Origin of the sequence: Mesorhizobium sp. M0062 (assembly GCF_040323125.1) — a bacterium.
In the GTDB taxonomy this organism is placed as follows: domain Bacteria; phylum Pseudomonadota; class Alphaproteobacteria; order Rhizobiales; family Rhizobiaceae; genus Mesorhizobium.
Genome location: NZ_JAMYUO010000006.1, coordinates 126,283 through 149,376, shown reverse-complemented (window position 1 = coordinate 149,376; position 23,094 = coordinate 126,283). Strand labels below are relative to the sequence as shown.

Annotated in this window: 17 protein-coding genes and 1 tRNA gene; 10 read left to right on the top strand and 8 right to left on the bottom strand. The window is 62.1% G+C overall.

The features are described from left to right. Positions 1–22: 22 nt before the first annotated feature. Positions 23–280, bottom strand: a complete 258-nt coding sequence (locus NKJ64_RS10065; RefSeq protein ID WP_023668990.1) for a PepSY domain-containing protein — start codon at positions 278–280, stop codon at positions 23–25. Between the two features lie 357 nt (positions 281–637). Here NKJ64_RS10065 and NKJ64_RS10060 point away from each other — a divergent pair, with 357 nt between their 5' ends. Continuing rightward, a complete protein-coding gene (locus NKJ64_RS10060) occupies positions 638–2,410 on the top strand; it encodes an adenylate/guanylate cyclase domain-containing protein (protein WP_023825553.1) in 1,773 nt (590 codons plus the stop codon). 129 nt (positions 2,411–2,539) lie between these two features. After that, complete coding sequence (locus tag NKJ64_RS10055; protein ID WP_352462458.1) at positions 2,540–6,862, top strand: cytochrome P450; 4,323 nt, start codon at positions 2,540–2,542, stop codon at positions 6,860–6,862. A 29-nt stretch (positions 6,863–6,891) separates the two neighbouring features. Here the strand turns inward: NKJ64_RS10055 and NKJ64_RS10050 are convergent, their stop codons facing one another. Next, a complete protein-coding gene (locus NKJ64_RS10050) occupies positions 6,892–7,578 on the bottom strand; it encodes a Crp/Fnr family transcriptional regulator (protein ID WP_023668987.1) in 687 nt (228 codons plus the stop codon). A gap of 508 nt (positions 7,579–8,086) precedes the next feature. On the opposite strand from NKJ64_RS10050, the gene NKJ64_RS10045 reads away from it, so the two are divergent. Further along, entirely contained in the window at positions 8,087–10,351 is a 2,265-nt protein-coding gene (locus NKJ64_RS10045; protein WP_023829838.1) for a DNA/RNA non-specific endonuclease, read from the top strand. Between the two features lie 16 nt (positions 10,352–10,367). Then, positions 10,368–11,351: a trypsin-like peptidase domain-containing protein gene (locus tag NKJ64_RS10040; protein ID WP_023755269.1), complete on the top strand. Its 984-nt coding sequence runs from the start codon at positions 10,368–10,370 to the stop codon at positions 11,349–11,351. A 115-nt stretch (positions 11,352–11,466) separates the two neighbouring features. Here NKJ64_RS10040 and NKJ64_RS10035 read toward each other — a convergent pair whose 3' ends face one another. Then, positions 11,467–11,997 carry a hypothetical protein gene (locus NKJ64_RS10035; RefSeq protein WP_155923874.1) on the bottom strand — a complete coding sequence of 177 codons (531 nt, stop codon included), beginning with the start codon at positions 11,995–11,997 and terminating at the stop codon, positions 11,467–11,469. On the opposite strand from NKJ64_RS10035, the gene NKJ64_RS10030 reads away from it, so the two are divergent. From NKJ64_RS10030 to NKJ64_RS10020, 3 genes are all read left to right on the top strand, one after another. Beyond that, positions 11,989–12,786 (top strand): hypothetical protein, encoded by a 798-nt coding sequence (locus NKJ64_RS10030; protein WP_155923873.1) that lies wholly within the window; start codon positions 11,989–11,991, stop codon positions 12,784–12,786. The two genes, NKJ64_RS10035 and NKJ64_RS10030, sit on opposite strands and share 9 nt — an antisense overlap. Further along, the gene (locus NKJ64_RS10025) at positions 12,783–15,485 is read left to right on the top strand and encodes a DNA/RNA non-specific endonuclease (RefSeq protein WP_352462456.1); all 2,703 of its coding nucleotides are present in this window, start codon (positions 12,783–12,785) and stop codon (positions 15,483–15,485) included. The genes NKJ64_RS10030 and NKJ64_RS10025 overlap by 4 nt, the downstream gene beginning before the upstream one ends. 113 nt (positions 15,486–15,598) lie before the next feature. Continuing rightward, a complete protein-coding gene (locus NKJ64_RS10020) occupies positions 15,599–15,871 on the top strand; it encodes a hypothetical protein (protein WP_023730577.1) in 273 nt (90 codons plus the stop codon). A 241-nt stretch (positions 15,872–16,112) separates the two neighbouring features. Here the strand turns inward: NKJ64_RS10020 and NKJ64_RS10015 are convergent, their stop codons facing one another. From NKJ64_RS10015 to NKJ64_RS10000, 4 genes are all read right to left on the bottom strand, one after another. Continuing rightward, the gene (locus tag NKJ64_RS10015; protein WP_023755266.1) at positions 16,113–16,322 is read right to left on the bottom strand and encodes a hypothetical protein; all 210 of its coding nucleotides are present in this window, start codon (positions 16,320–16,322) and stop codon (positions 16,113–16,115) included. Next, on the bottom strand, positions 16,319–17,071 hold the full coding sequence (locus NKJ64_RS10010) for a hypothetical protein (protein WP_023755265.1): 753 nt from the start codon (positions 17,069–17,071) through the stop codon (positions 16,319–16,321). Before NKJ64_RS10010 ends, NKJ64_RS10015 begins: the two co-directional genes overlap by 4 nt. Before the next feature lie 470 nt (positions 17,072–17,541). Next, a tRNA-Val gene (locus NKJ64_RS10005) sits at positions 17,542–17,616 on the bottom strand. Positions 17,617–17,744: 128 nt separating this feature from the next. Continuing rightward, positions 17,745–18,428: a phosphoglycolate phosphatase gene (locus tag NKJ64_RS10000; protein WP_023825560.1), complete on the bottom strand. Its 684-nt coding sequence runs from the start codon at positions 18,426–18,428 to the stop codon at positions 17,745–17,747. Positions 18,429–18,583: 155 nt separating this feature from the next. Between NKJ64_RS10000 and rpiA the strand changes: the two genes are divergently transcribed. The 3 genes from rpiA to gor all read left to right on the top strand — a co-directional run bounded on the left by rpiA (position 18,584) and on the right by gor (position 21,435). Continuing rightward, complete coding sequence (rpiA, locus tag NKJ64_RS09995; RefSeq protein WP_352462455.1) at positions 18,584–19,315, top strand: ribose-5-phosphate isomerase RpiA; 732 nt, start codon at positions 18,584–18,586, stop codon at positions 19,313–19,315. After that, positions 19,302–19,919, top strand: coding sequence for a DUF2059 domain-containing protein (locus tag NKJ64_RS09990; RefSeq protein WP_023668979.1), 618 nt, complete (start codon positions 19,302–19,304; stop codon positions 19,917–19,919). The genes rpiA and NKJ64_RS09990 overlap by 14 nt, the downstream gene beginning before the upstream one ends. 124 nt (positions 19,920–20,043) lie before the next feature. Next, entirely contained in the window at positions 20,044–21,435 is a 1,392-nt protein-coding gene (gene gor, locus NKJ64_RS09985; RefSeq protein WP_352462453.1) for a glutathione-disulfide reductase, read from the top strand. A 73-nt stretch (positions 21,436–21,508) separates the two neighbouring features. On the opposite strand, the gene mgtE is transcribed toward gor, so the two are convergent. After that, positions 21,509–22,876 (bottom strand): magnesium transporter, encoded by a 1,368-nt coding sequence (gene mgtE, locus NKJ64_RS09980; protein ID WP_023818901.1) that lies wholly within the window; start codon positions 22,874–22,876, stop codon positions 21,509–21,511. Positions 22,877–23,094: the final 218 nt, after the last annotated feature.

Sequence of the window (23,094 nt, the reverse complement as noted above, 5' to 3'; positions counted from 1 at the left end):
CGAAGCGGTGTCGGTATCGGCGCTATTTCGGTTCGGCGGTCACGGGATCGAAGGTGATTTCGACTTTCGCCTTGTCGGCGGTGTAATAGGTCACGGTGTAGCCGTCCTTGTCCCAGTCGACCTCCTTCACATAGCGAAAGCCGTCGCGCTGCTCGACCTTGGCGATGATTGCCGACAGTTTCTGGGCATTCGTCGGCGGCAGTGGGCTGTCATCCGCGGCAAAGGCCGTCGAGCCGGCCAGAAGAACGACGACACCGGTCGCCAGAACAAGATTTCGCATGATTACCCTCATTTCACGTTGGTATGAACCGCACCGGAAACTCGCAGGCAGCACAGTTTGTTCCGAGAGCTGACATCGCGCAGCTTCCGTGAAGCCCTAGATCTCCGCGCTCAGAGCGACGGCACGCCAATATTTGCGCCAACCGCCGGCCAACCATGAGTGCTGCCACGGCCCGCGCTGGACAACCCGATGGTGGTAGAGCTTTGCCCAAGACCCTGCTAGACTTCTGGTCCTGGCGGGGTGGCATGGCGCGCCAACCCCGCCGGAATCTTCATCTCTCAGCGCGCGGCGAAGTGTTTCAGGAACGGGTCGTCGCCTGTGCTGGACCAGAACCAGAAAGGGAGCGGGGGCTCGAACATGGCTGTACGGAACTACACCCGTCAGCTGGCGACAATCATTTCTATCGATGCCGTCGGGTTCTCCCGGCTGATGGGCATCGACGACGAGTCTGCTGTCGCGGCATTCGAGGAACGGCGCGACATCATCGCCGACAGCTGTGGCACATTTGGCGGCCGCACGTTCGGCGACGCCGGCGACAGCATCATGGCCGAGTTCGGCAATCCGATCGAGGCGTTGCGCGCGGCCTTTGATTTCCAGGGCCGCATCGTCGCCCTCAACGCCGAGGTTGCCGACGACATGCGCATGCCGTTTCGGGCCGGCATCAACACCGGCGACGTCATCGTGCGTGGTGGACGCCTCTACGGCGACGACGTCAACATCGCCGCGAGACTCCAGGAATTCGCGCCGGGCGACGGTCTCGCCGTTTCGGAGACGACCTGGCACCATGTGAAGGACAAGACGGCGGCCGAATTCACCGATCTCGGCGAATTCATGCTGAAGAACATCGCCTTGCCGGTGCGCGTTCTGATCGCCGGCCGCAGTGGCAACGGATCCTCGCCGGCGGCGTCGTTCGCCGCCATTCCCCAGGCCAATGCGCAGCAGAAGCTGTCGTCCAAGGGGCCGCCGGCGATCGCCGTCCTGCCCTTCCACGCCGATGGCGGCGAGCATGACATCGGCTACATGGCCGACGGCATCGCCGAGGACATCATCTATGGTCTTTCCAACACCAGATGGCTCTCGGTCATCGCCAAGGGCTCCAGCTTCCAGTTCCGCGACGACACGCTGGGCACGCGGGTGATCGGCAACGCGCTCGGCGCGCGCTACATCGTCAGCGGCACGCTGATGCGCAATGGTGGCCAGATCCGCCTCAACACCTCGCTGGCCGACGCGTCCAACGGGCGGCTGGTGTGGTCGCAGCGCTTCGATCGCGATCTGGTCGACATCTTTAACCTGCGCGACCAGATCGGCGCTGAGATCGTTTCGATCCTCGACAAGGAGGTCGACCGGGCGGAACAGGCACGCACCTTCCAGGTTCCCTGGGAAAGCCTGGAGACCTGGCAACTGGTGCGACGGGGCCGCTGGCACATGAACCGGCGCACCCGCGGCGACACCGAAACCGCACTCGAGTTCTTCCAGAAGGCCTACCGCGAGGACGCCAACTCGAGCGCCGTGCTCAACGAACTGGCGTGGTGGTATTTCTGGCGGGCATGGCTGCGTTTCGGCGACAGCGACGATTTGAACAAGGTCGAGCAGTTTGCCCGCAAGGCGTTGCTGGTGGACAGCCTGGATGCGCGCCCGCACGCCCATCTCGGCGCCGTCGACATCATGCGCGGCGAACCGCGGTCGGCCGTCGACCATCTCGAGGAAGCGATCCACATCAATCCGAGCTTTGCCTTCGCGCGCTCGGCCATGGGCAGCGCCCAGCTGCTGCTCGGCAATGCCGCGTCAGCGATACCGTTCTTTCTCGATACCGAGCGATTGAGCCCGTTCGACCTCTACCGCTTCCACAATCTGGGGGAACTGACGGCGGCCTATTGTCTGGTCGAGAACTGGCCTGCGGCGATCGCTGCTGCCGACCGCTCGCTCAACCTGTCTCCCGGCTATTTTTATTCCAGGTTCCTGAAGATCGGCGCGCTGATGCGAAGCGGCCGGCCGGAACAGGCGCGGCGCGAGATGACCATTTTCACCACCCGGCATCCCGATTTTTCAGAACAGCGTGTGCGCTGGATACCGTTCACCGACAAGGCCGCGAACGAGATCCTCGTCGCCAATTTCCGACTGGCCAAATGAACATGGCGTCAATGCTGGCTGGAACATGGACCAACTGTGAAAAGATTCACATACGTGCAACCGATGCAAACCTAGGCGTTGAACGGCCGGCATCGCAATAACGTGGATAGCCGGGGGGCTTGAACGCGCATGACCGAACTGAAGTATTTCGACGCTATTCGCGCGGCCCAGAAAAACCAGCGCCCGCTGTCGGAAATTCCGCCGTTCGATCTCGGCCGGATCCGCAAGACAGGGCTGATTGCGCGCATCGTCGGGTCTCTGGCCGAAGACCCCCGCTGGGCGCTTTCCCTGTTGCGGCGTATCCGCCCGACCGGCAAGCTCTTCGGTGTTCTGGTGGTCACCAAGAACGCCGATGTCCGCGACATATTGGAGCGCGGCGACGAATTCCAGACCCCATACGGCCCGGAAATGACCGAGCTTGCCCGCGGATCGAACTTCATCCTCGGCATGCAGGACGGCGCCGACTACCGGCGCATGAAATCGTCGGTGCTGAGTGCATTCCCGCCGGCCGAGGTCGAAGCCGCCGTCAGGCCGATCGCGGCGCGTCATTCGCAAGAGATCATGACGCGCGCCAGCCCCGGCTTCGATGCGATCTCCAGGTTGATGAAGATCGTCCCGGTGCACATCTGTCGAGATTATTTCGGCGTCGAGATCGACGATGAATCCGAATTCGCCGACTGGGCGATCGCGCTGAGTGCGCTGTTCTTTTCGGACCCGACGGCGAGCCCCGTCATGCGCGAACTCGCGGTGGTGGCGGGCGACCGTCTTCTCAAAGCCATCGATCGCTCCATCCAGTCGGCCAGGGACCGGGGCTTGAAGGCCGAGCAACCGCTGGCGAGGCTGGTTGTCCAGATGGATCAGGGCCGCCTGTCGCGGGACGACCTCAATTCGATCATGCTGGGCATGATCGCCGGCTTCGTCCCGACCAATGTGCTGGCCGCCGGAAATTGCCTCGACGTGATCCTGTCGCGGCCCGACGCACGGCAGGCTATCGATGCCGCATTGGCCGAAAACGATACCGCCAAGCTCGACAGGGCCGTCCTTGAAGCCATGCGCTTCAAGCCGATCTGGGTCGGCCCCTGGCGCTACACGGCCCGCGACGCGATCATCGGCAAGGGTACGCGCCGCGAGCGCCTGGTGAAGGCCGGCACGGTGGTGATGCCGGCGACGCTGTCGGCGATGTTCGATGCCGACGCCGTGCAGAACCCGGACCAGTTCGACACATCGCGCCCGCATCGCGACTACATGGTGTTCGGCCACGGCATTCATCAGTGCATCGGCGCCGAGATTGCCAGGATCCAGATCGGCGAAAGCCTGCGCGCCCTGTTCCAGAAGCAGGGCGTGCGCCGCATGCCCGGCAAGGCCGGGCGGATGACCCGCATCGGCGCCTATCCCGAAACCCTCAAGGTCGATTTCGAACGGGCAGAATTCTGCCGCACCGTAACGCAGTCCATGGTGACGGTGGTCTGCCCGGTCACCCGATCCGCGTCGCTGGATGCTGTCCGCGACAAGGTTGCCAGCCTCGGCAACCCGGCCGTCGAAGATATCCGCACCGCGCTCGACATTGCCGGCACCGTCCACTTCACCAGCCTGACCGTGGTCGGCACCGGCGAGATCGGCGCTGATTCCGGTCAGGAAAAAGGAGCTCTGGTTCTCGAGATTTCCGGTGACGGCAGCATCGACGATGTCATCGATGCGGTCACGCACGCCATCGGGCACCGGCTGCGGCCGATCTTCAAGGATGTCTGCGATCTGCGCGATGGCGGCGCATTGAACGATTTCCTGCGCAAGCACAATGTCGACATATCGCCGTCCTTCGGCAGCAATGCCGGACTGGTGTTTTCGGGCACGCCGGGGCACTCGGTCCAGCGTATCAAGGCCGAGCAGCAGCTTTTCGAAGCCGTGCGCGACATCGTCGAGCGGCCACGCAAAGGCGCCGGCAACGCTCCCGCCGTGCTCGCTGAAGTTCGCCAGCATGTCCAGTCATTAGGGACGTTTGCCTGGGCGTTCGAGCCGGCCGAGAGCCTGCTGGAAAAGCCGCCGGGTCATTGGGGCCGTGCCCTGATGACGACGTTGCTGGTACCACCGGTCTTCGTCACGGTGGCGATCATCTGGGCTGCTTGCTGGTACATGACCTACGGTGTGGTGTTCGGCAGATCTATCGACATCAGTTCCCAGGAAATCTCCTTCACCGCCATAGCCGTAGCAATCACCTCACTTCTGTTGTCGGGACTTGGAGTGTTGGTGGCAGCGGCGCTGCTGGCGTTTTCGTGCTTGCTGGCGCTGCGACGCCGCGAGGACAGGGATCGGCCGGAAAGCACATCAATCGGCATATCTGAATTGAACGCGATACTCGTCAAGGAGGGCCACGCGGCACAAAACCATCTGACTGCGATTTCGACGATGAAGGCCGGCATTCTGCGGCGGCTGGCGCTCAGGTTTTCTTTCTACCTGATCTCGATAGCTGCCCAGAAGGTATTCAAGCCAGGCTTCCTCAACACCATCAACACCATCCATTTCGCCCGCTGGATACTGCTGCCCGGCTCCAACCGATTGATGTTCTTCTCCAACTACGGCGGCAGCTGGGAAAGCTATCTTGAGGACTTCATCGCCAAGGCGTCCGCTGGCCTGACCGGCGTGTGGAGCAACACCGTGGGCTATCCACGCACACGATGGCTGTTCCTGGACGGCGCGCGCGACGGCGATCGTTTCAAGCGCTGGGCGCGGCGCCAGCAGGTGCCGACCCTGTTCTGGTACTCCGCCTATCCGCAAATCAACACAGAGCGCATCCGGATCAATTCCCGGGTCAGGCGCGGCATTGCTTCCGCCGTCGGCAACGAGGCGCGCGACTGGCTGAGCTTGTTCGGTTCGCTACGGCGCCCGGCGAGCGAAACAACCACCGTTCAAAAGACCACTTCGCTGCTGGCCAATATCAGCTCTGCCTTTCCGGCGCCTCTCGAACAGCAGCTGGAAACCGGCGAGATCCAGTCCATCTTCTTCGGCCCGCTCGGCCCGCTCGCTTATTCGCATATGCTTGCGATCCGGGTGCCGGACAAGTTGCCGGCGCCCAAGCGCAGAGCCTGGCTCGATTTCGTTGTCGAGCAGACGAGTTTCGGCGAAGGCAGGCCCGCCGGGCGCGCTATGATAGTCGCCTTTGGTCCCGGTGGCCTGCGGCAGTTTGGGCTCGACGAGGGTGTGGAGGGCGATCCACTGGAAACATTTCCGATCGCCTTTCGCCATGGCATGGGCAACCCCGAGCGTGGGCGCATACTGGACGACCGAGGCCGCGACGGCCCGGACGAATGGGAGTGGGGGTCGCTGGAGAACCCTGTGGACCTGGTCATCGTCTGCTATGCTGAAGACCCGGGACGGTTGAAGACCGAGATTGCCACCGTGAGACGAAAGACGACCGGTGCAGGCATGAAGGTCGTTGCCGAACTGCCGCTCGCCGTAAACCGGGGTCCGACCGACACGAAGACGAAATCGTCCGACGGGGCAAAGCGTGACGATCGGTCGGAACGTGGGCCAGCCTACGAGCATTTCGGTTTCGCGGACGGGATTTCGCAGCCGATTGTCCGGGGCACGACCCGCGCCAGCAGGGGCGCCGCGCCCATGCATCTGGTCGCGCCCGGCGAGTTCCTGTTCGGCTATCGTGATGAGCATGGGTTCTATCCAGCCTCGCCCTCGGTAAGCGCATCACGCGATCGGACTGGAATCCTTTCGCAGGTGCGCCGTAGCCGGCTGATTCCGGGCCTGCCGCCACCGCCGCGCGATTTCGGGCGCAACGGTTCATTCCTGGTTATTCGCCAGTTCGAGCAGCACGTCGACGTCTTCAACAACTACTGCAAAAAGGCTGCAGCCTTGGTCGCGAGCCAACTCGGCAACCAAGCCATCACGCAAGACTGGATTGCCGCCAAGATGCTCGGCCGCTGGCAGAACGGTAGCTCGCTGGTGCGCAACCCCGATCATCCGGGACGCGTCATCGACAACAACTTCGCCGCTGGCGCCGAGGATCCGCAAGGCCATCGCTGCCCGCTTGGTGCCCACATTCGCCGTTCCAACCCACGCGACTCGCTGGGTGAGGACCGCGATACGCAGATCAATATCGGCAAGCGCCATCGTATCCTGCGGGTCGGCCGTACCTATGAGAAGCAGGACGGCAAGAATGGCAAGGTCGAAAAAGGGCTGCTGTTCATGTGCCTCAACGCCGACATAGAGCGCCAGTACGAATTCATTCAGCAGACCTGGGTTTCGTCGGCCACGTTCCAGGGCCTCGTCGCTGAAAAGGACCCGACGATTGGTTCGCGCAGCGGTGATGGCAGGTTCACCATTCCGTCATGGGAAAAGGTCACGACGCTCCGTGACATGCCGCAATTCGTCACCACCAAGGGTGGTGGATACTTCTTCATGCCCAGCCGCTCGGCGCTGCGCTACCTGATTTCGCGGCTCTGAGTCTTAGCCGGGGCTATTCGGGATCGGCGTCAGTCGTCGTCCTGCGATTCGGCGATATGGCGCAGCGCCCCGGTGTCGGTGATGCGCAGGCCGCCGCGTTTGATGGCAATGAACGAGCGGTTGCGCCAGTCGTTGAGCGTCTTGTTGACGGACTCGCGCGTGGCGCCGAGGAACTCTCCGAGTTCCGATTGCGAGATCGGGATCCAGCCGGCGCTGTCGGCCATCACCTTGGCCAGGAAGACCAGGCGTTTGGCGAGCCTCGCCTCGATGCCGAAGAAGGCCTGGTCGCCGAGTTCGCCGCTGACCCAGCGCAGCCGGGCGCACAGAAGTTCGATCATCGCGCGTGCCAGCGGTGGATTTCTCTCAATGCGATCAAAGAGTTGTGTCCTGCTGAGCGAAACCAGCTCGCAAGCGGTCAGGCAGATGGCGGTGGCGGTGCGTGGCCGCCCGTCAAGCGCGCCGATCTCGCCGACGAGGCTGCGCGACAGCTCGATATTGGCCACCAGCTTCTGCCCGCCAGGCGAATAGATCGAGATTTCCACCGTGCCGCTCATCACCCCGTAGATCCGGTCGGCGGCATCTTCCTGGACGAACAGATGCTGGCCGGCGGCGTAGCGCTCGACCTTGCAGCCGCTGAACAGGATATCGAACAGCTTTGGATCGATGCGTGCCAAGCGCGGCAGATCGTTTCTGTCGTTTGGGCCGCCAAAAGCCATGTTCCAAATTCCCAATTGCCGCAATCGGCGAAGTTTAAGGGCCGAAGTCTAAGGCAAGAGTGCACCGCGTCAAAGGCCGGCGTTCATCCCTTGCGATTACGCCTTGTAAAGGCTTGGCGCAGTGGTCGCGCCCAGTGCCTGGCTCGTGCCGGGCGGAAAGCCGCCGGCACGCGCGGCGAGAGGAGCCGCGCGTGCAGGCGCCAACTGATAAAAATGGATAGGTGATAAAATTTCTGTAAAACCGAGCGGCCGCAATGGCCCTTCCACCCGTTGCGATAGGTGGGCGCAAACAGCGTGAGCGTCTGTGACGGAGATCACATACAGCATCGCTGAAATAATGCGAGCGTCATACATCGCGCGAGCGACTGCGGCAAAGAGACATGCCGACGTTGCACTCCGGTCATCTTCGACGCGAGTTGATTTGTTTCCTTGCCTGCCAGTCAGAATTGCACCAGTCTAAAATGGGGCAATACATTTCTTTTCTTCGACAGAACCTTTGAGGGCGACTATGCCGGTCAGCAGAGAGCAGCGAATCCGTCAATATCTCGATCTCGTCACCGGGGGCGAGGGGACTGAATCAGTCCTCGGCAACGTGGAGACGATGGCAGGCGGCGCTCTGGAATCCCTTGCGCCTGCGGAAGCCGGCAAGACGGAGGCGGCGTTTGAATCGGCGCGCGCTGGCATGGAGAGCCTCGCGCGGGGCGCCGAAGTCGCGCCCGAGCAGCTTTCCGATCTGGAAGCCATAATCATCCCGGAGTTGCGGCCGGTTTATGACATCAAGGATGGCACCTTTACGACGCTGACTTTCGACGGCGCTCCGACACCTGGCCATTCGCTGTGGACGAAGCTTACCAGCGAGGCCGCATTGAAGCAGCGCATCGAAGCCGCCCTGCCGGCGATCGGGCGTATCGAACTGTTGTGGAACACCAATATCCCTTACGGCGGCACGGGCTTCGTCGTCGGCCGCAACCTGCTGATGACCAACCGTCATGTGGCGCAGATATTTGCGGACGGCCTTGGCGACCGCAATGTGCAATTCATCAACGGCCGCGCCGCCGGCATCGACTTCAAGCGCGATTCGGCGGCGGGAAACGTCTTCAAGATCCGCAATGTCCGGATGATCCATCCCTATTGGGACATGGCGATCCTCGAAGTCGAAGGCCTGCCCGACAACATCACGCCGCTGTCGCTCGCGGTCGCCGACGCGCGCGATATGCTGCGCCAGGAAGTCGTCGCCATCGGCTATCCCGCGTTCGACAATCGCAACGCAGTCGATGTCCAGAACGAGCTCATGCGCAATCGTTTCCAGGTCAAGCGCCTGCAACCGGGCATGCTGCAGGGCGGCTTCGATACGGAGAGTTTCGGCAAGATCGTCAGCGCGGCGACACATGATTGCTCGACCACTGGTGGCAACTCCGGCACCGCCATGATCAACCTCGCCACCGGCGAGGTCGTGGCGCTGCATTTCGCCGGCCGCTATCTCGAGCGCAACTACGCCGTGCCCACCGGCGCGCTCGCCAAGGACCAGCGTGTCGTCGACCTCGGCCTCAATTTCGCCGGCGCCGCCAGCGGCGGCCCAAACGATTGGGGCGCATGGTGGAACAAGGCGGACAGCGGGTCGCCGGCCGAGGGCGTAAACCTGGTTGAAGTCGGCGGCGTCCAGCAGATCCCGGGCGTCGCCACTCAGACGCCTCCATCCGGAGGTGTCGTCGTTTCGCCGGGCGGCAGCGTCACCTTCGAAGTGCCGTTGCGCATCACCGTCTCGCTCGGCGCAACGCCTGCCCATGAAGCGGTCACGGAATCGGTCGAGCTCGAAGCGGCCAAGTCGACCCCTCCAGGCGGCGCATTCGTTCCCAAAACGGTCGCGGACTATGCCGGCTATAAGGGCTACGACGAGAAATTTCTCTCTGGCGGCACTAAACTCGCGCCGGTCGTTGTGCCGATGCCTGAGGCCACCGACCTCTCAGTGCTGGCGCCGCTCAAGGCCGGCGGCACGCAACTCGACTACCAGAATTTTTCGCTCAAGATGCACGCCAAGCGGCGGCTGGCGCTGTTCACCGCCTCCAACGTCACCGAGGAGAGCAATCTGCGCGAGCCGGAAAAGGGCCGCAACTATTCGCGCGGCGGCCTGTTCAGCGAGCGCTGGTTCCCGGATCTGCGGCTCGACGACAAGTACCAGATCCCCGACGTCTTCTACACCCAGGATCAGGGCGCCTTCGACAAGGGCCATATCGTCAGGCGCGATGACGTGGCCTGGGGCAGCACGTTCGAGCTTCTGCTCAGGGGCAATGTCTGCTCCTTCCATGTCACCAACTGCTCGCCCCAGGTCGAAGGCTACAACCGCTCCGACAGCGGCGAGAAGAACTGGGGCGATCTTGAGAACCACGTCCTGTCGGAGGCGGCCAGCGAGCGGCTGTGCGTCTTCGCCGGGCCGGTCCTCGCCGAAGACGACCGGACCTTTGCCGGCAAGGGTCCCAAAGGCACCAGTCTCCGCGCGCCGGTGCCGCGCCGCTTCTGGAAGGTGGTGGTCGCCCGCGTCAGTGACGGCATCGCCAGCTACGGCTTCGTGCTCGAACAGGATCTGTCGGACACGGAACTGGAGTTCACGGTCTCCGAAGAATTCATCGGCGCCATGTACCCGCTGACCGAAATCTCCGAAATGACCGGCGTCAGCTTCGACCAGTCGCTGGTCGATGCCGACCAGTACGAAACGGTTCGCGGCACCGAAATTGCCATGCGGGCGGGATCACGCAAGCGGAAGAAGAAGGCTTAGGGTCGGAGGGAATCCCATGACCGAATGGACGCAATCCGAACTGAACAGTCTCAACCGCATCCTCGCCAACCTTTACCCGATGATCGGCGACGGCGTGCGTGTTGCCAAAGGTGTCGGTCTTTCGACGGCCCAGATCGCCTTTGACAACAAGGCGATCAACAACTGGTTTGCGATTGTCCAGCGCGCAAAGCAGGAGACCAGGGCCGACGACCTCGTCGCCTTTGCACTCGATGAGAATCCCGGCGACCAGGCACTGCTGCAGGCAAAGCAGCACGCCCCGCCGCCGCCGGTCGAAGGCCCCGCGACCGCCAATTGGAGCGGCGCGACGGCGCCGGCCCAGCTCGAAAAAATCCTTGGCGACAAGAGCACGCTGGTGCCGATCAGCTATCTCGAACTCGGCCTTGTCAGGGCAAGATCGGTGGTGCGCATCAAGCGTGCGGATGGCAGCTCCGGCACCGGCTTCATGACCACCGGCGGGATACTGATCACCAACAACCATGTCTTGCCTGACGGCGCTTCATTGGCGGGCACGGTGGTCCAGTTCAACTATCAGCGCACCGTTGCCGGGCTCGACGCGCCGCTCGACCAGTTCGACATCGACACCGCCGTGCCTCTTCGTACCTCCAAGGACAATGATTGGTCCGCCGTCCGCATCAAGGGCGATGCCTCCAAATGGGGCGAGTTGGAATTGAAAACCATGACCGTCAAGGCCGGCGATCATGTCAACATCATCCAGCATCCCGGCGGTGCGCAGAAACAGATTTCGTTCGTCGCCAATGTCGTGGCCTTCGTCGGCGGCGGCCGCGTCCAGTATCTGACCGACACACTGCCGGGTTCGTCGGGCTCGCCGGTCTTCGACACCGACTGGAACCTGATTGCGCTGCATCACAGCGGAGGCTGGCTCACCGAGCCCAACGCGCCTGCCAAAAGCACATATTATCGCAACGAAGGCATCGCGATCGACACCATCATCCAAGACCTCGCGGCAAAGCCTGTGTAGATGGTGAGCTATGCAGACCGATGGCGCAGCTCGATGCGCGGCGATTTGGGACTACGGCATGTAAATTTTTTCGGATGTGACGGTTTATAACGCCACACACCAAACACCAGGGAGTTCAGAGATCAGCGCCTATTTCGACCTCAGGCTTCAACTGGCTGATCTCTACCCATTGCCTCCCGATTGGTTGCAGGTAACCAAGGACGCTGGGATCGTCGCTGGCGCCATCAACTTCCAGGGCGCGGCGCTCACAGTCTGGTTCAACATCCTCGACTATGCCTTGACCAACAAGCTGTCGCAGCCGCTGATAGACACTGTCGTTCAGCAAAATCCGCAATGCGCCGCAATATGCAAAGCCTATCTGGATGAACTTGCCGCGGGCGAGAAACCGACGCCCGAACTGCCGGGCCTGACCACCGATGACCGCGTCAACACGGCCGTTGCCGGCTTCGATGCCGTCAACCAGCAGCCAAAGGACATTCAGGCCGTACTCGCCGCCGGCGATGGGCTCACCGCCGTCACCAGCCAGATCGATGTTCTTGCGACCTACAAGAACTTGCATGATGGCCTGCAGAGCTTTCAATATGGCATCGGCAGCTTCCAGACCCTGATGATCGCCGGGCGAGACATGGGCGCTGATTTGAATCAAGTCCGCGTCCTGCGCAAATTCCTCAACCAGTTGAGGCTCTTCTGCGCATCCGCCGGCGACAAGGTCACTGTATTGCCCCCTGGGCCGGCGCTTCGCGACATCGAGCAGGCATGGCTCGACGACCTCGGGCAGGCTGCGGCGAAACTGCAGGGCGCAATCCCCAACACATCGGCCGACGCCTACGATGCCTTGCTGGATGTGCGCACCGTGCTGCGCGTCGTACCCTCGCGGCTGAACCAGCAGATATTCGTCACCGCAAAGAACTTGCCTTTCGGCATCCTGGCCGCGGGGCTCGAAACAATAGCCGGCAAACTTCCAGCCGGCGAGCCTTCCGTGCCTGCGATAAAGGCCGCGCATGACGCGATCAAGGTACTGTCTTCGACCATCTATGCCCGCGTAGTCGAGCACAAGCTCTGGCAGGACATCGACAACAAACTGGCCAACCTCACCGATCTGATCGAACCGGTGGAAGGGGGGGCGGCGGCGGACAAGTCGCTGCCTTTCCAGTTTTCGCCGCTGTGGCGAAATCTGGAAGTGAAGGTCCAGGTTCTCGCCGATCTCGACCCGAACGGAAAATGGCGAACCACGCTCGCCGGCTACTCCACCGACGTCAACGACGAGCTGGCGCGCGAGACCGTCGACCCCGCCTTCATCCTTGCCTTCGAAGCCTATCGGGATGAGGCCCAGCAGCGCTTCGTCCAGGTCGATCTGGCGCTCAAAACCGAATGTGCCTCGATCGTCCGCGTCAGCACGCCTTTGCACAGGATCATTGAGGAGCTAGGGCCATGAGCGATGAACCGGCGACCGACGCTCAGACCGCAACCTCGGCTGATGCGGATTTCGACTCGCTGAGCGACATCCGGGTCGCGCATCTCGAACTGATGCGGATCGCCAGCAGCAATGAAGCCGTCGACCCCTCGATGAAGCGCAGCGACAAGGCCGGCGCCGAGACGACGGACGCTGATGCCGACAACGCGATTCCGGATGCACAAACCATCCGCGACTTCCTCGCCCAGGCGCGGCGCGCGGGTAGTACTATCGAACGGGAATCCGACCGGCGCGCGGCGCAGCGTATACTCGACTATTGGTCTGCCGAACTGGTCACGCGTCCCGGCATCACCTCCGCCGATGTCAGCCCGGCGCGTCTAGCGCCCTTCGCAGGCAGTGGCGGCCTCGAAACAGCCGAGCCAATTGCCGTCGCGGTCGACTCCGAATCCGCATCGCGTGAAATCACCGATTCGGGGGACATTGCCATCGCCGTTCCCGAACCGGTTGCCGTCGTGACCAAGGACAGTGCCGTATCCGGCGACGGCTTCGCATCCGACGACGAACTGAGTTCGGACGAGCTGATCGAGCGCTTTCGCATCCGCGTTGCCGCGCAGGCCCGGCAGTGGAAGAACACCGGCTATGCCGGCTATCTCCTGCGCGGCGAAGCGCTGAAGGAGGCGTCGGAGCTGTCGCAGGGCCCCGACATCGCCGAGTTCATCAAGGCGAGTGCCAAGGCGGAGACGGAGAGAAAATCGCGCGATCGTCGCAAGACACTGCTGACCTTGGTGTTCGCCGCGCTTGGGATAATACTCGCAGCAGTGACCTATTTCGCTTATGCCCAGAGAAACGAAGCTCTCAATGCGCGCTCGATTGCCGACAAGGCGCTGCTTCAAGCAGAGGAATCAGCGAACAGGCTCGCGACGCTCAACATAGCCCTTAGCGAGGCCCTTAAAGAGACAAAAAGTGCGCGCGAGCAGGCCGAGGCCGCGTTTGACGTCGCGCGGAAGAGTGTCGATGACGCCGCCAAAAGGCTCGCCGAGCAGCAAGCCATGCAGGGCACCCTGCGGTCGGCGACCGTGCTGGTGATCACACAGCTCAAACTTGAAAAAATGGCCATCGACGAGCTGACTCCCAGTCTGCGGCAGGCCGTGCTTGTGGAATTGGCTGATCAGGTCAGGAGCGGCGAGGTCGTTCTCGCCCAGTTGCCGGCACCGCTGCAGAGTGCACTCGAACCGCTGCTCGGCAAAGTTACCGACAACTTGCCCAGCGGCCTTACGGGATACAACATCGATTTTATCCAGGCCAAAATCGGATTTCCCAGGCTAACCGGCGATTTGGCGAGCGACGTCGGCCTGTCGGCGCCGCTGGCCTACTTCAACTATTCGTTGGTCATGGGCCGAAGTCACCGCATGGCCATCTATTCAGCGGTCAATCTGGACCGCTCGCAAAGAGTGAGCCTCCAGATCACCGGCAGCGGATTGCGGTACGATGTCCGCCAACCGACTTCAGTGCAGCCGGATCTCAACTGGTATCTTGGCCAAAATCGAAGCTGGCTGCCGGCGCGTTTGGCAAGCGCAAATGACATTGCGTGGGGTCCCGAATTCGCAGGTGATCCGGCCGCGGCAGCGCTCAAACTGGCGCAATATACCCGTATCTTGCCGAACACGATGCCGCAGGCGCGTGAATTCTATCGGCTCAGGTGGACGCGGCTCGAAAGCTGGGTGGGCACGCAACATAATCCACTGGCCAACCGGGTGATCATTTTCAGCGGTCCGGTCTTCCGGCCTGCGGACCAGCCGATCGGCGGCGTGCCGGCCCCTTACGCCTATTGGAAACTCGCCGTTTCTTCCGTCCCGGCTGCCGTTATGGGAGAGGTGAGGGAGCCCGAATTCGTCGTCGACGCGTTCTTCATTCCAGCCGACGCAATAGGCGAATTCGATCCCGAGCGATACCGGCTCCCGGTTGCCGAGCTTGAAAAGCGCACCAGTCTGAATTTCGGCACGCTCATCGAATGGACGGATTCAGTGAAGAACCCCGGCCCGGATGGAACCGCGGCAGACGCGTTGGCGGGCCGCGTCAAGCTGCTCGACAGCGCCGACGGCGCCAGCGATGCGCTGCGCGGTGAATTGATTGCCGTCCTCGGCAATCCGGACCTGCCGGCACCTGAACGGCGCAAGGTCGTGGCGGCTCTCGTCGAGATGGCCGGCCTCCGACACATGACCGGACTGACGCCTGCCGGGCGCAGCAACGTGCTTGAGACCTTGCTCAGCGTTCCGCCCGACCTGTGGAGCCGCCCGGATTGGCTGCCTGTGCTTGCCGCCGCGCGCCGCGCCGTCGCGGATCTCGATATGTCCGAGGTCGATGGGCATGCAATCATCGACGATCAGGACCGCGAAGCCCTCAACACGTTGAAGGACCGGCTGCATATCCAGCGGAGCCCGCAGACGGTTTACGTCCAGTTCGCCGGCATGACACGCGAGGACGCCCAGGCGCTCTCCGCCAAGATGCGGGCCTTGGGCTGGAATATTCCAAGCCCTGGTGAAGAACGGGTCGCCGCTGCGGCCGGCAAAAACGAGGTTCGCTACAATCCCGACAGCGACGCCGACCACCGCGCCGCCGAACTGCTGGCCGCCGACCTTACCGCTGCCGGCCAAGCGGTGACCATAAAGGCAGTCCCCGTTATCGGCGCCAACACGCTGGAGATCTGGATCAGCATATAGCAGCGGCAGAAAGCACGGGCTGCCGGAAGAAAATCTGGTTCGTCAAAAAGCCGTGATGCAGCGCTTCAAAATAGCGGCGATAATACGGGCCGGTTTCACTCCGGGGGTTTACCATGCGCACACGCCACGCCGTCATGCTTGCACTTGCAGCGCTTTCCATTCCTGCCGTCTCCATGCCGCTGCAGAAAGCCAGCGCGCTGGAGCCTGAAAAATACACGGTCTATTGCGCCAACGACCACATCGAGGTTTCGTTCTGGGATCTCGAGCAGATGAAGGTGCGCAACGGCTCCGATGTCTGCCAGTTCCAGAGCTATACGAGCTACTCAAGCGCCTTGAATTTTGCCCAGAAGAATTTTGGTGGGGAAGGGGCGGACTGCAGCTGTTAGCTTTTGTTGGCGTGCGATTTGGGGCGCCGACACCGACTCCTGACTCATACCGGATAAGGCTGCGTCAATCGCATCCACAACTGGGGAATCAACCTTCGTTCAGCCTCCGTCTTTTCATCTCGCCGGCATTTCGCCGTTTTCTTAACCGTGCCAAGAGACTTCGGTCACCGCGCGATTGGCCTCCAATAATTACGCAAAAGCTCATTGCAGGTTGTCGGAGGGAGATCGATTTTTCCAAAAGTCACCGCCTCTGGTCCGAGCGAAGTTTGAATTTCCTCGGAGATGAGAAAGCGTTCGCGTCTGAGATACCTATGCTGGTGCCAAGGACAAGCGACTTCTTTTTTCCCTTCTCTGGAACAGTCAGCAGCTCAAGGTTCATGGTCCCATACGAAAACCCAAGATAAATCACCTGTTCGGCCTCTGCGATGAGGCCGTGAATTCTGGCCATCATCTCCTCGTTTCCACGCGTTCGGTGAAGGTTCGAATCTGTTTGGCAATCTCTAAAAGCTCGGTTGAATGTGGTTCGGCGCCGAATTTAACCTGGCCGTTTGGTTGCCACGGTAGCCTGCCGACCTGACCGTAGGGATGGATGACGGTCAGCTTGTTGACGGCTTTCTGCGCTTCCTGCTCCGAGATGAGCAGGTAGTTTTGTAAGGCCTTTTCCAAATAGAGTTCGATACACCGGTCGTAGTTGAAGGTGATAAAGCTCACATTGTCGAAAAGCGTGTCAGTGGCCTTCGCCTGGGCATTTTCCAAAAGCATTTTGACGAAGGTTGAATGCCAGCTCTCTTTGATTGAGTCGTAATTCAATTTGCCATCCCGATCTTTGTCGCCGCGAAGGCTAGAAGCCCGTTCGGCATCTAGGATGCAGACGGCAATCCCGAGTTTGCCCATGAAGACGATGTGTTCGTCATGGGAATGGGTGTGCATGAAGTTATCAATCGAAATAGCTTGCGGCATGGCGGCTTTGATGGCTCGGCCAGCGCGCCACCAAGGGTTAGAATCTCGTATTTCCAGCTTCTTGATATGCTCTTGGACAGCCCAATAAACAGCCAAATTTCCTTCTTTCGGATTGAACCCGTCCGGGAAGGTAAAGCCCAGCGCCTTGCCGATGCGCCCCTTAAGCGCATCTCCCATCGGCAAATCAACTTCTGCGCTGGCGCCAGCACCAACAATGAAGACAGTTTTCTTCTTAAACATGGTCACCCGAACCGCTTAGGCGCAATCGCCGCTCTCGGTGGCACCGGTTTAATAGGGTCAAAGGTTTTTGCCTAGGCAAGCGCCGGGTTTCTCGCAAGATTCAGACGAAGAGGCTCCGGCCTATCGTGAAGCTTACGGCACATTTGTGCTCGATGATGAGGTTAAACGGAGTAACCGAATGGGATACCGCCACCCACATTGGTCATCGTCGGCCGGGCACGGCGGAGACATACATGCCGATGATCCGGCGTGCCTTAAGTGTGCCGCTAAGGCGCTCAATAAGCTGGTAGCGGCGGTAGCAAATGGGCTTCCCGCGTGGGCAAGCGGGACCACTATCCGGACCGGCTAACCGGTGGAACGGGTGGGGCCGGTATGACGCCATGCCGGAGGGTTTTCGGTTTGCGCGCCAATGACTGGCGCTCACTCGATGGCGGCTGAGTAAATTATCTAGGGATTCCAAGCAGATTGGATGGTGGGCGATGCAGGGATTGAACCTGCGACCCCACCCGTGTGAAGGGTGTGCTCTCCCGCTGAGCTAATCGCCCGCTCGTTGCCCGAAGGCCAAGCGAGCCGCGATATAAGGGAGGCAGGGTCGTGAAGTCAAGGAGATGCGCCGGCCTTCTGTGCCTGAAATAGCCGAGGACAGGCGCTGCCGCGCAATCGCCCGTTTCGCTCAGCCGGCCGCAGCTGCAATCAGCCGTTCCGCCAGGTCGAGCGTCAGCGCGTCGAAATGCGAAATCACCGCCGACGGCTCGAATTCTCTGACATGGCGGTCGGTGTAGCCGAAATCGACGGCGACCACCGGAATGCCGGCGGCCTTGGCCGTGTCGATGTCGGTCTGCGAATCGCCGACCATCAGCGCATGGTGCGGGTCACCGCCGGCGAGCCTGATGGTTTCGGTGAGATGGCGCGGGTCGGGCTTGCGGAAGGCGAACGTGTCCTGGCCGGCGATCGCGGCGAAATGCTTTGTCAGGCCGAGCGCCCCGATCAGCGCTTTCGAATTCGCCTCATATTTGTTGGTGCAGATGGCAAGCAGGTAGCCGGCCTTCTCGAAGCGGGCGATCGCCTCGACCACGCCGGGGTAGGGGCGCGACTTGCCGGGGATGTTGAGCGTGTAGTGGTCGAGGAACAGCTTGAGCAGCCGGTCGTGCTCCTCCACCGCCAGCGACTTCTGCTGCGCGGTATGCGCGCGCTCGATCATCACCCGTCCGCCCTGGCCGACAAAACGCCGGAAGCCGGCCTCGTCGACAGCGGCAAGCTCGCTGGCGGCAAGGCTGTGATTGAGGCTGTCGAGCAGATCCGGCGCCGTGTCGATCAGCGTCCCGTCGAGGTCGAACACGATGATCGGTTGGGTCATGGCCTATCCTGTGGCTGATGCATTGCAGGCAGGCGATAGCGGCTGCGCTTCTTTCAGGCAAGCCGGTGGGAGCCAAAGTCTTTGACCCTGCGGGCAAAAGTGCTAGGAGCGCGCATCCAGAAAAATCAGAACCAAGCCAAACCCCCGGGGTGAGCATGAATGCGAGGCAGTTGAAAGTCGAGGCCGCGCGGGCTGCCCTTGCCCATGTCAGCGACGGCATGCGCATCGGCATCGGCACCGGGACGACGGCCGACGAATTCGTGCGGCTGCTGGCCGAAAAGATCGCCACCGGCTTGTCCGTCATCGGCGTGCCGACGTCGGAGCGCACTGCAGCCCTTTGCCGCGAACTTGGCGTGCCGCTGTCGACGCTTGAGGAAACGCCCGAGCTCGACCTCACCGTCGACGGCGCCGACGAGATCGACGCGGCGCTGACGCTGATCAAGGGCGGCGGCGGCGCGCTTTTGCGCGAGAAGATCGTCGCGGCGGCATCTCAGCGCATGATCGTCATTGCCGATCGCTCGAAGATGGTCGACACCCTTGGCCGGTTTCCCTTGCCGATCGAAGTCAACCGGTTCGGCCTGCGCGCGACCGAAATCGCGGTCGCGGCAGCGGCCAAAAGTCTCGGCCTTTCCGGCCCGGTTACATTGAGGATGACGGGGGGCCAGCCTTTTGTTACAGACGGCGGCCATTTTATCCTCGATGCATCTTTTGGCCGCATTCCGGATACAAGAGCGCTTTCGAATGCTCTCCATGCCATTCCTGGTGTGGTCGAGCATGGTCTTTTCATCGGGCTGGCGTCAGCGGCCATCATCGCCGGCGGCGACGGCATCCAAACCGTCCATGCCGCCCGAAAACCAGGGAGTTCTACCGATCATGATGTTGCATAACCGGGTTCGCAATCTTTGCGCCGTTCTGGCGGCTTCGGCCGTTTTCGCCTTCTCTTCCCCGGCGTTCTCGCAGGAGATCACGGAATCGCATCTGAAGGCGGCACGGGCGGCGGTCACGGCAATCCACGCGACCGACTCGTTCGACAACATCCTGCCGCAAGCAGCGGCCTCGCTCGAGCAGCAGCTCATCCAGAAGAACCCTGATATGCAGGAGCTGATCGGCAAGACCGTCAGCGAGAAGGCACTGGCGCTGGCCTCGCGCCGTGCCGATCTGGAGAAGGAAGCAGCGCTCGCCTATGCCAAGGTGTTCTCCGAGAAGGATCTCACCGACATCGCCGCCTTCTACAATTCCGATGCCGGCAAGAAGCTGCTCGACAACGGCCCCAACGTGACGCGCGAACTGGTCAAGGCCGCCGACATCTGGCAGAACGGCCTGGCGCGCGATCTCGCCCAGCAGGTCGGCGAAACGCTGGCAGCAGCCGCGAAGGCCGCTGCTCCGGCCGCGCCTGCGCCGGATAACGCAACTGCCCCCGCCGATGGCGCTGCACCTGCCGACGGCGATGCGCCCGCAGACGGTGACCAGCCGGAAGCGCCGAAGAACTAAGACGTCTGATTTCGCCACCGGCATCCTTGCCGCTGGACCAGAAAGCTCGGTGGAAACCGGGCTTTTCTTTTGGCTTCATGCGGCCTACCTGTCGCAAACATTTCCTGAGGCAAGGAACAGCAGCATGGCCGGTTACGACTACGATCTCTTCGTCATCGGCGGCGGCTCCGGCGGGGTGAGAGCGGCGCGCGTGGCGGCAGCGCTCGGCAAGCGTGTCGGCATCGCGGAGGAATACCGCTATGGCGGCACCTGCGTCATCCGTGGCTGCGTGCCGAAAAAACTCTATGTCTATGCCTCGCAATTTCCCGAGCATTTTGCCGACGCCGCCGGCTATGGCTGGACGGTGCCGGAGGCGAGCTTCGACTGGCCGACGCTGGTCGCCAACAAGGACCGCGAGATTGCCCGTCTGGAAGCGATCTACGAAAAGAACGTGAAAGGCGCCGGCGGCGAGACGTTCCACTCGCGCGCCATGCTGGTCGACCCGCATGTCGTGCATCTCCTGGGCGATGACCGCACCGTCACCGCCGACCAGATCCTGATCGCCACCGGCGGCCGGCCGGCGCCGCACCCGGCGCTGCCCGGTCACGAGCATTGCATCTTTTCCAATGAGGTTTTCGACCTCAAGCAACTGCCGAAGGCGATCATGATCGAGGGCGGAGGCTACATCGCCGTCGAATTCGCCAATATCTTCCATGGCTTGGGCGTCGACACCACGCTGGTCTATCGCGGCAAGGAGATACTGTCACGCTTCGACATGGACCTGCGGCACATGCTGCACGAAACCATGGAAAAGAAGGGGATCAAGATCCTCTGCCACGCCGTGTCGGAATGGGTCCGCAAACGGCCGGACGGCAGGCTGGATGCGTTGGTCACCGGCGGCAAGGTACTGACGATCGACCAGGTCATGCTCGCCATCGGCCGCCTCCCAAACACCGAGAATATGGGCCTGGAAGGCGTCGGTATCGAGCTCGGCATAACCGGCGCCATCGTTGTCGACGAATATTCCCGCACCAACATCGACAACATCTGGGCGATCGGCGACGTCACCAACCGCGTGCAGTTGACGCCGGTGGCGATCCACGAGGCCATGTGTTTCATCGAGACCGCATTCAAGGGCAATCCGACCGCGCCCGACCACGACACCATTCCGACCGCCGTCTTCTCACAGCCGGAGATCGGCACCGTCGGGCTGTCCGAGGACGATGCCGTCAAGCGCTACGCCGATATCGAAATCTACCGCGCCACATTCCGGCCGATGCGGCACACGCTGTCGGGCCGCGACGAAAGGATGCTGACGAAGCTGGTGGTCGATGGCGCCACGCGAAAAGTGCTCGGCGCGCACATCCTCGGGCCGGACGCCGGCGAGATGGCGCAGTTGCTCGGCATTCCGCTGAAGGCCGGCGTCACCAAGGATGATTTCGACCGCACCATGGCCGTCCACCCGACGGCAGCGGAGGAACTGGTCACCATGTACAAGCCCACCTACCGCGTGAAGAACGGCGTGCGGGTCGATTGACGCCCGCGCGCTCGATCTTGAAGAACCCCCCATGGCAGCCGCTGTGCCACCGCGATGGGAGGCCTGAAGCTTATTACAACAAAGTGCCGCGCAGGATGACCAGCGCCACCGAGAAATAGATCACCAGGCCGGTGACATCGACCAGCGTGGCGACGAACGGCGCCGAGGCGCTCGCCGGATCGAAGCCGATCCGTTTCAGCGCGAACGGCAGCATCGACCCCGACAGCGAGCCGAAGGTGACGATACCGACAAGGGCTGCCCCCACGGTCGCCGCGATCAGCGGCCAATGCGGCCCATAATCGTAGAAGCCCATATACTGCCAGAGCGCGATGCGGCAGATGCCGACCACGCCAAGCATGGCGCCGAGTACCAGGCCGGTTGGCAATTCGCGCAACGCCACCCGCCACCAGTCACGAAGGCCGATCTCGCGCAGCGCCAGCGCGCGAATGACGAGCGAGGTCGCCTGCGAACCGGAATTGCCGCCCGAGCTCATGATCAGCGGAATGAACAGAGTGAGCACGATCGCCTTCTCCAGTTCGCCTTCATAGCTTTGCATGGCGTTGGCGGTCAGCATCTCCGAGATGAACAGCGCGCACAGCCAGCCGCCGCGCTTCTTGATCATCGCGAGAAAGCTCATCTTCATGTAGGGCTCGTCGAGCGCCTCCATGCCGCCGAAACGGTGCGCGTCCTCGGTCGTCTCCTCGATCATGATGTCGATGATGTCGTCGATGGTGACGATGCCGAGGATCTTGCCGTGGTCGACGACGGGAACCGCGAGCAGGTCATATTTGGAGATCGTCTGCGCCAGTGTCTCGCGATCGGTCAGCGGCGTCACCGTCACCGGGGCGCGATCCGGCGCCACCGACAGGATCGGATCGTCCGGCTCGCCGGTGATCAGCCGGCGCAGGCCGGTCGAGCGCACCAGCACATGCGTGTCTGGATCGACGATGTAGATGGCGTAGACGGTCTCCCGCGTCCGCTCCACCTTGCGGATGTAGTCGAGCGTGCGCCCGACGGACCAGTCCGACGGCACGCTGACGAATTCGGTCGTCATGATCGAGGCGGCGCTGCCTTCGGGATAGCCGAGAATGGAAAGCAGCGTTGCCCGCAGCGGCGGGACCAACCCGCCGAGCAGCTCGGAGCTCGCCGGTTCGTCCAGTTCGCGCAGGATATCGGCGGCGCGGTCGACCGACATGGCGGTCAGGAGCTTGCACGCTTTGGCGCGCGGCAGCGCCTCGGCCAGATCGGAGGCGCCGTCGAGTTCAGGCTGGTCGAAGATCTCGACCAGCCGCTCGAACGGCATTTCGCAAAGCAGTTCTATCGCGGTATCGCGAGATTCCCGGTTCAGGGCCTCGACGACATCGGCGACGTGATCATTGGCAAGGATACGCGCGATAGCGACGGCATCGTCGCTTGCTACGACGGGGGTAAATTCGTTCATGGCTCACTCCTTGCCGTCCGGCGGGACGTGAGCCGTTAGAGGTCACATCGAGGCGGACGGCGGTTGCGTTCGACTACTGTCGCCAGGCATGGCGCGGTGACCTTTCTGCTCGCGGGTTCGAGTTGGAATTCAGCGAGCGGGCGCAACATAGGAGCGCATCTTGGCGAGTCAATCGCGGGGGTGGCGGAAAACAGCCGGGAGCCGCCCAATCGCGAGAC

Coding starts and splice junctions, on each gene's coding strand:
- NKJ64_RS10065 (WP_023668990.1), bottom strand. CDS start 280: ATGCGAAATCTTGTTCTGGCGACCGGTGTCGTCGTTCTTCTGGCCGGC.
- NKJ64_RS10060 (WP_023825553.1), top strand. CDS start 638: ATGGCTGTACGGAACTACACCCGTCAGCTGGCGACAATCATTTCTATC.
- NKJ64_RS10055 (WP_352462458.1), top strand. CDS start 2,540: ATGACCGAACTGAAGTATTTCGACGCTATTCGCGCGGCCCAGAAAAAC.
- NKJ64_RS10050 (WP_023668987.1), bottom strand. CDS start 7,578: ATGGCTTTTGGCGGCCCAAACGACAGAAACGATCTGCCGCGCTTGGCA.
- NKJ64_RS10045 (WP_023829838.1), top strand. CDS start 8,087: ATGCCGGTCAGCAGAGAGCAGCGAATCCGTCAATATCTCGATCTCGTC.
- NKJ64_RS10040 (WP_023755269.1), top strand. CDS start 10,368: ATGACCGAATGGACGCAATCCGAACTGAACAGTCTCAACCGCATCCTC.
- NKJ64_RS10025 (WP_352462456.1), top strand. CDS start 12,783: ATGAGCGATGAACCGGCGACCGACGCTCAGACCGCAACCTCGGCTGAT.
- NKJ64_RS10020 (WP_023730577.1), top strand. CDS start 15,599: ATGCGCACACGCCACGCCGTCATGCTTGCACTTGCAGCGCTTTCCATT.
- NKJ64_RS10015 (WP_023755266.1), bottom strand. CDS start 16,322: ATGATGGCCAGAATTCACGGCCTCATCGCAGAGGCCGAACAGGTGATT.
- NKJ64_RS10010 (WP_023755265.1), bottom strand. CDS start 17,071: ATGTTTAAGAAGAAAACTGTCTTCATTGTTGGTGCTGGCGCCAGCGCA.
- NKJ64_RS10000 (WP_023825560.1), bottom strand. CDS start 18,428: ATGACCCAACCGATCATCGTGTTCGACCTCGACGGGACGCTGATCGAC.
- rpiA (WP_352462455.1), top strand. CDS start 18,584: ATGAATGCGAGGCAGTTGAAAGTCGAGGCCGCGCGGGCTGCCCTTGCC.
- NKJ64_RS09990 (WP_023668979.1), top strand. CDS start 19,302: ATGATGTTGCATAACCGGGTTCGCAATCTTTGCGCCGTTCTGGCGGCT.
- gor (WP_352462453.1), top strand. CDS start 20,044: ATGGCCGGTTACGACTACGATCTCTTCGTCATCGGCGGCGGCTCCGGC.
- mgtE (WP_023818901.1), bottom strand. CDS start 22,876: ATGAACGAATTTACCCCCGTCGTAGCAAGCGACGATGCCGTCGCTATC.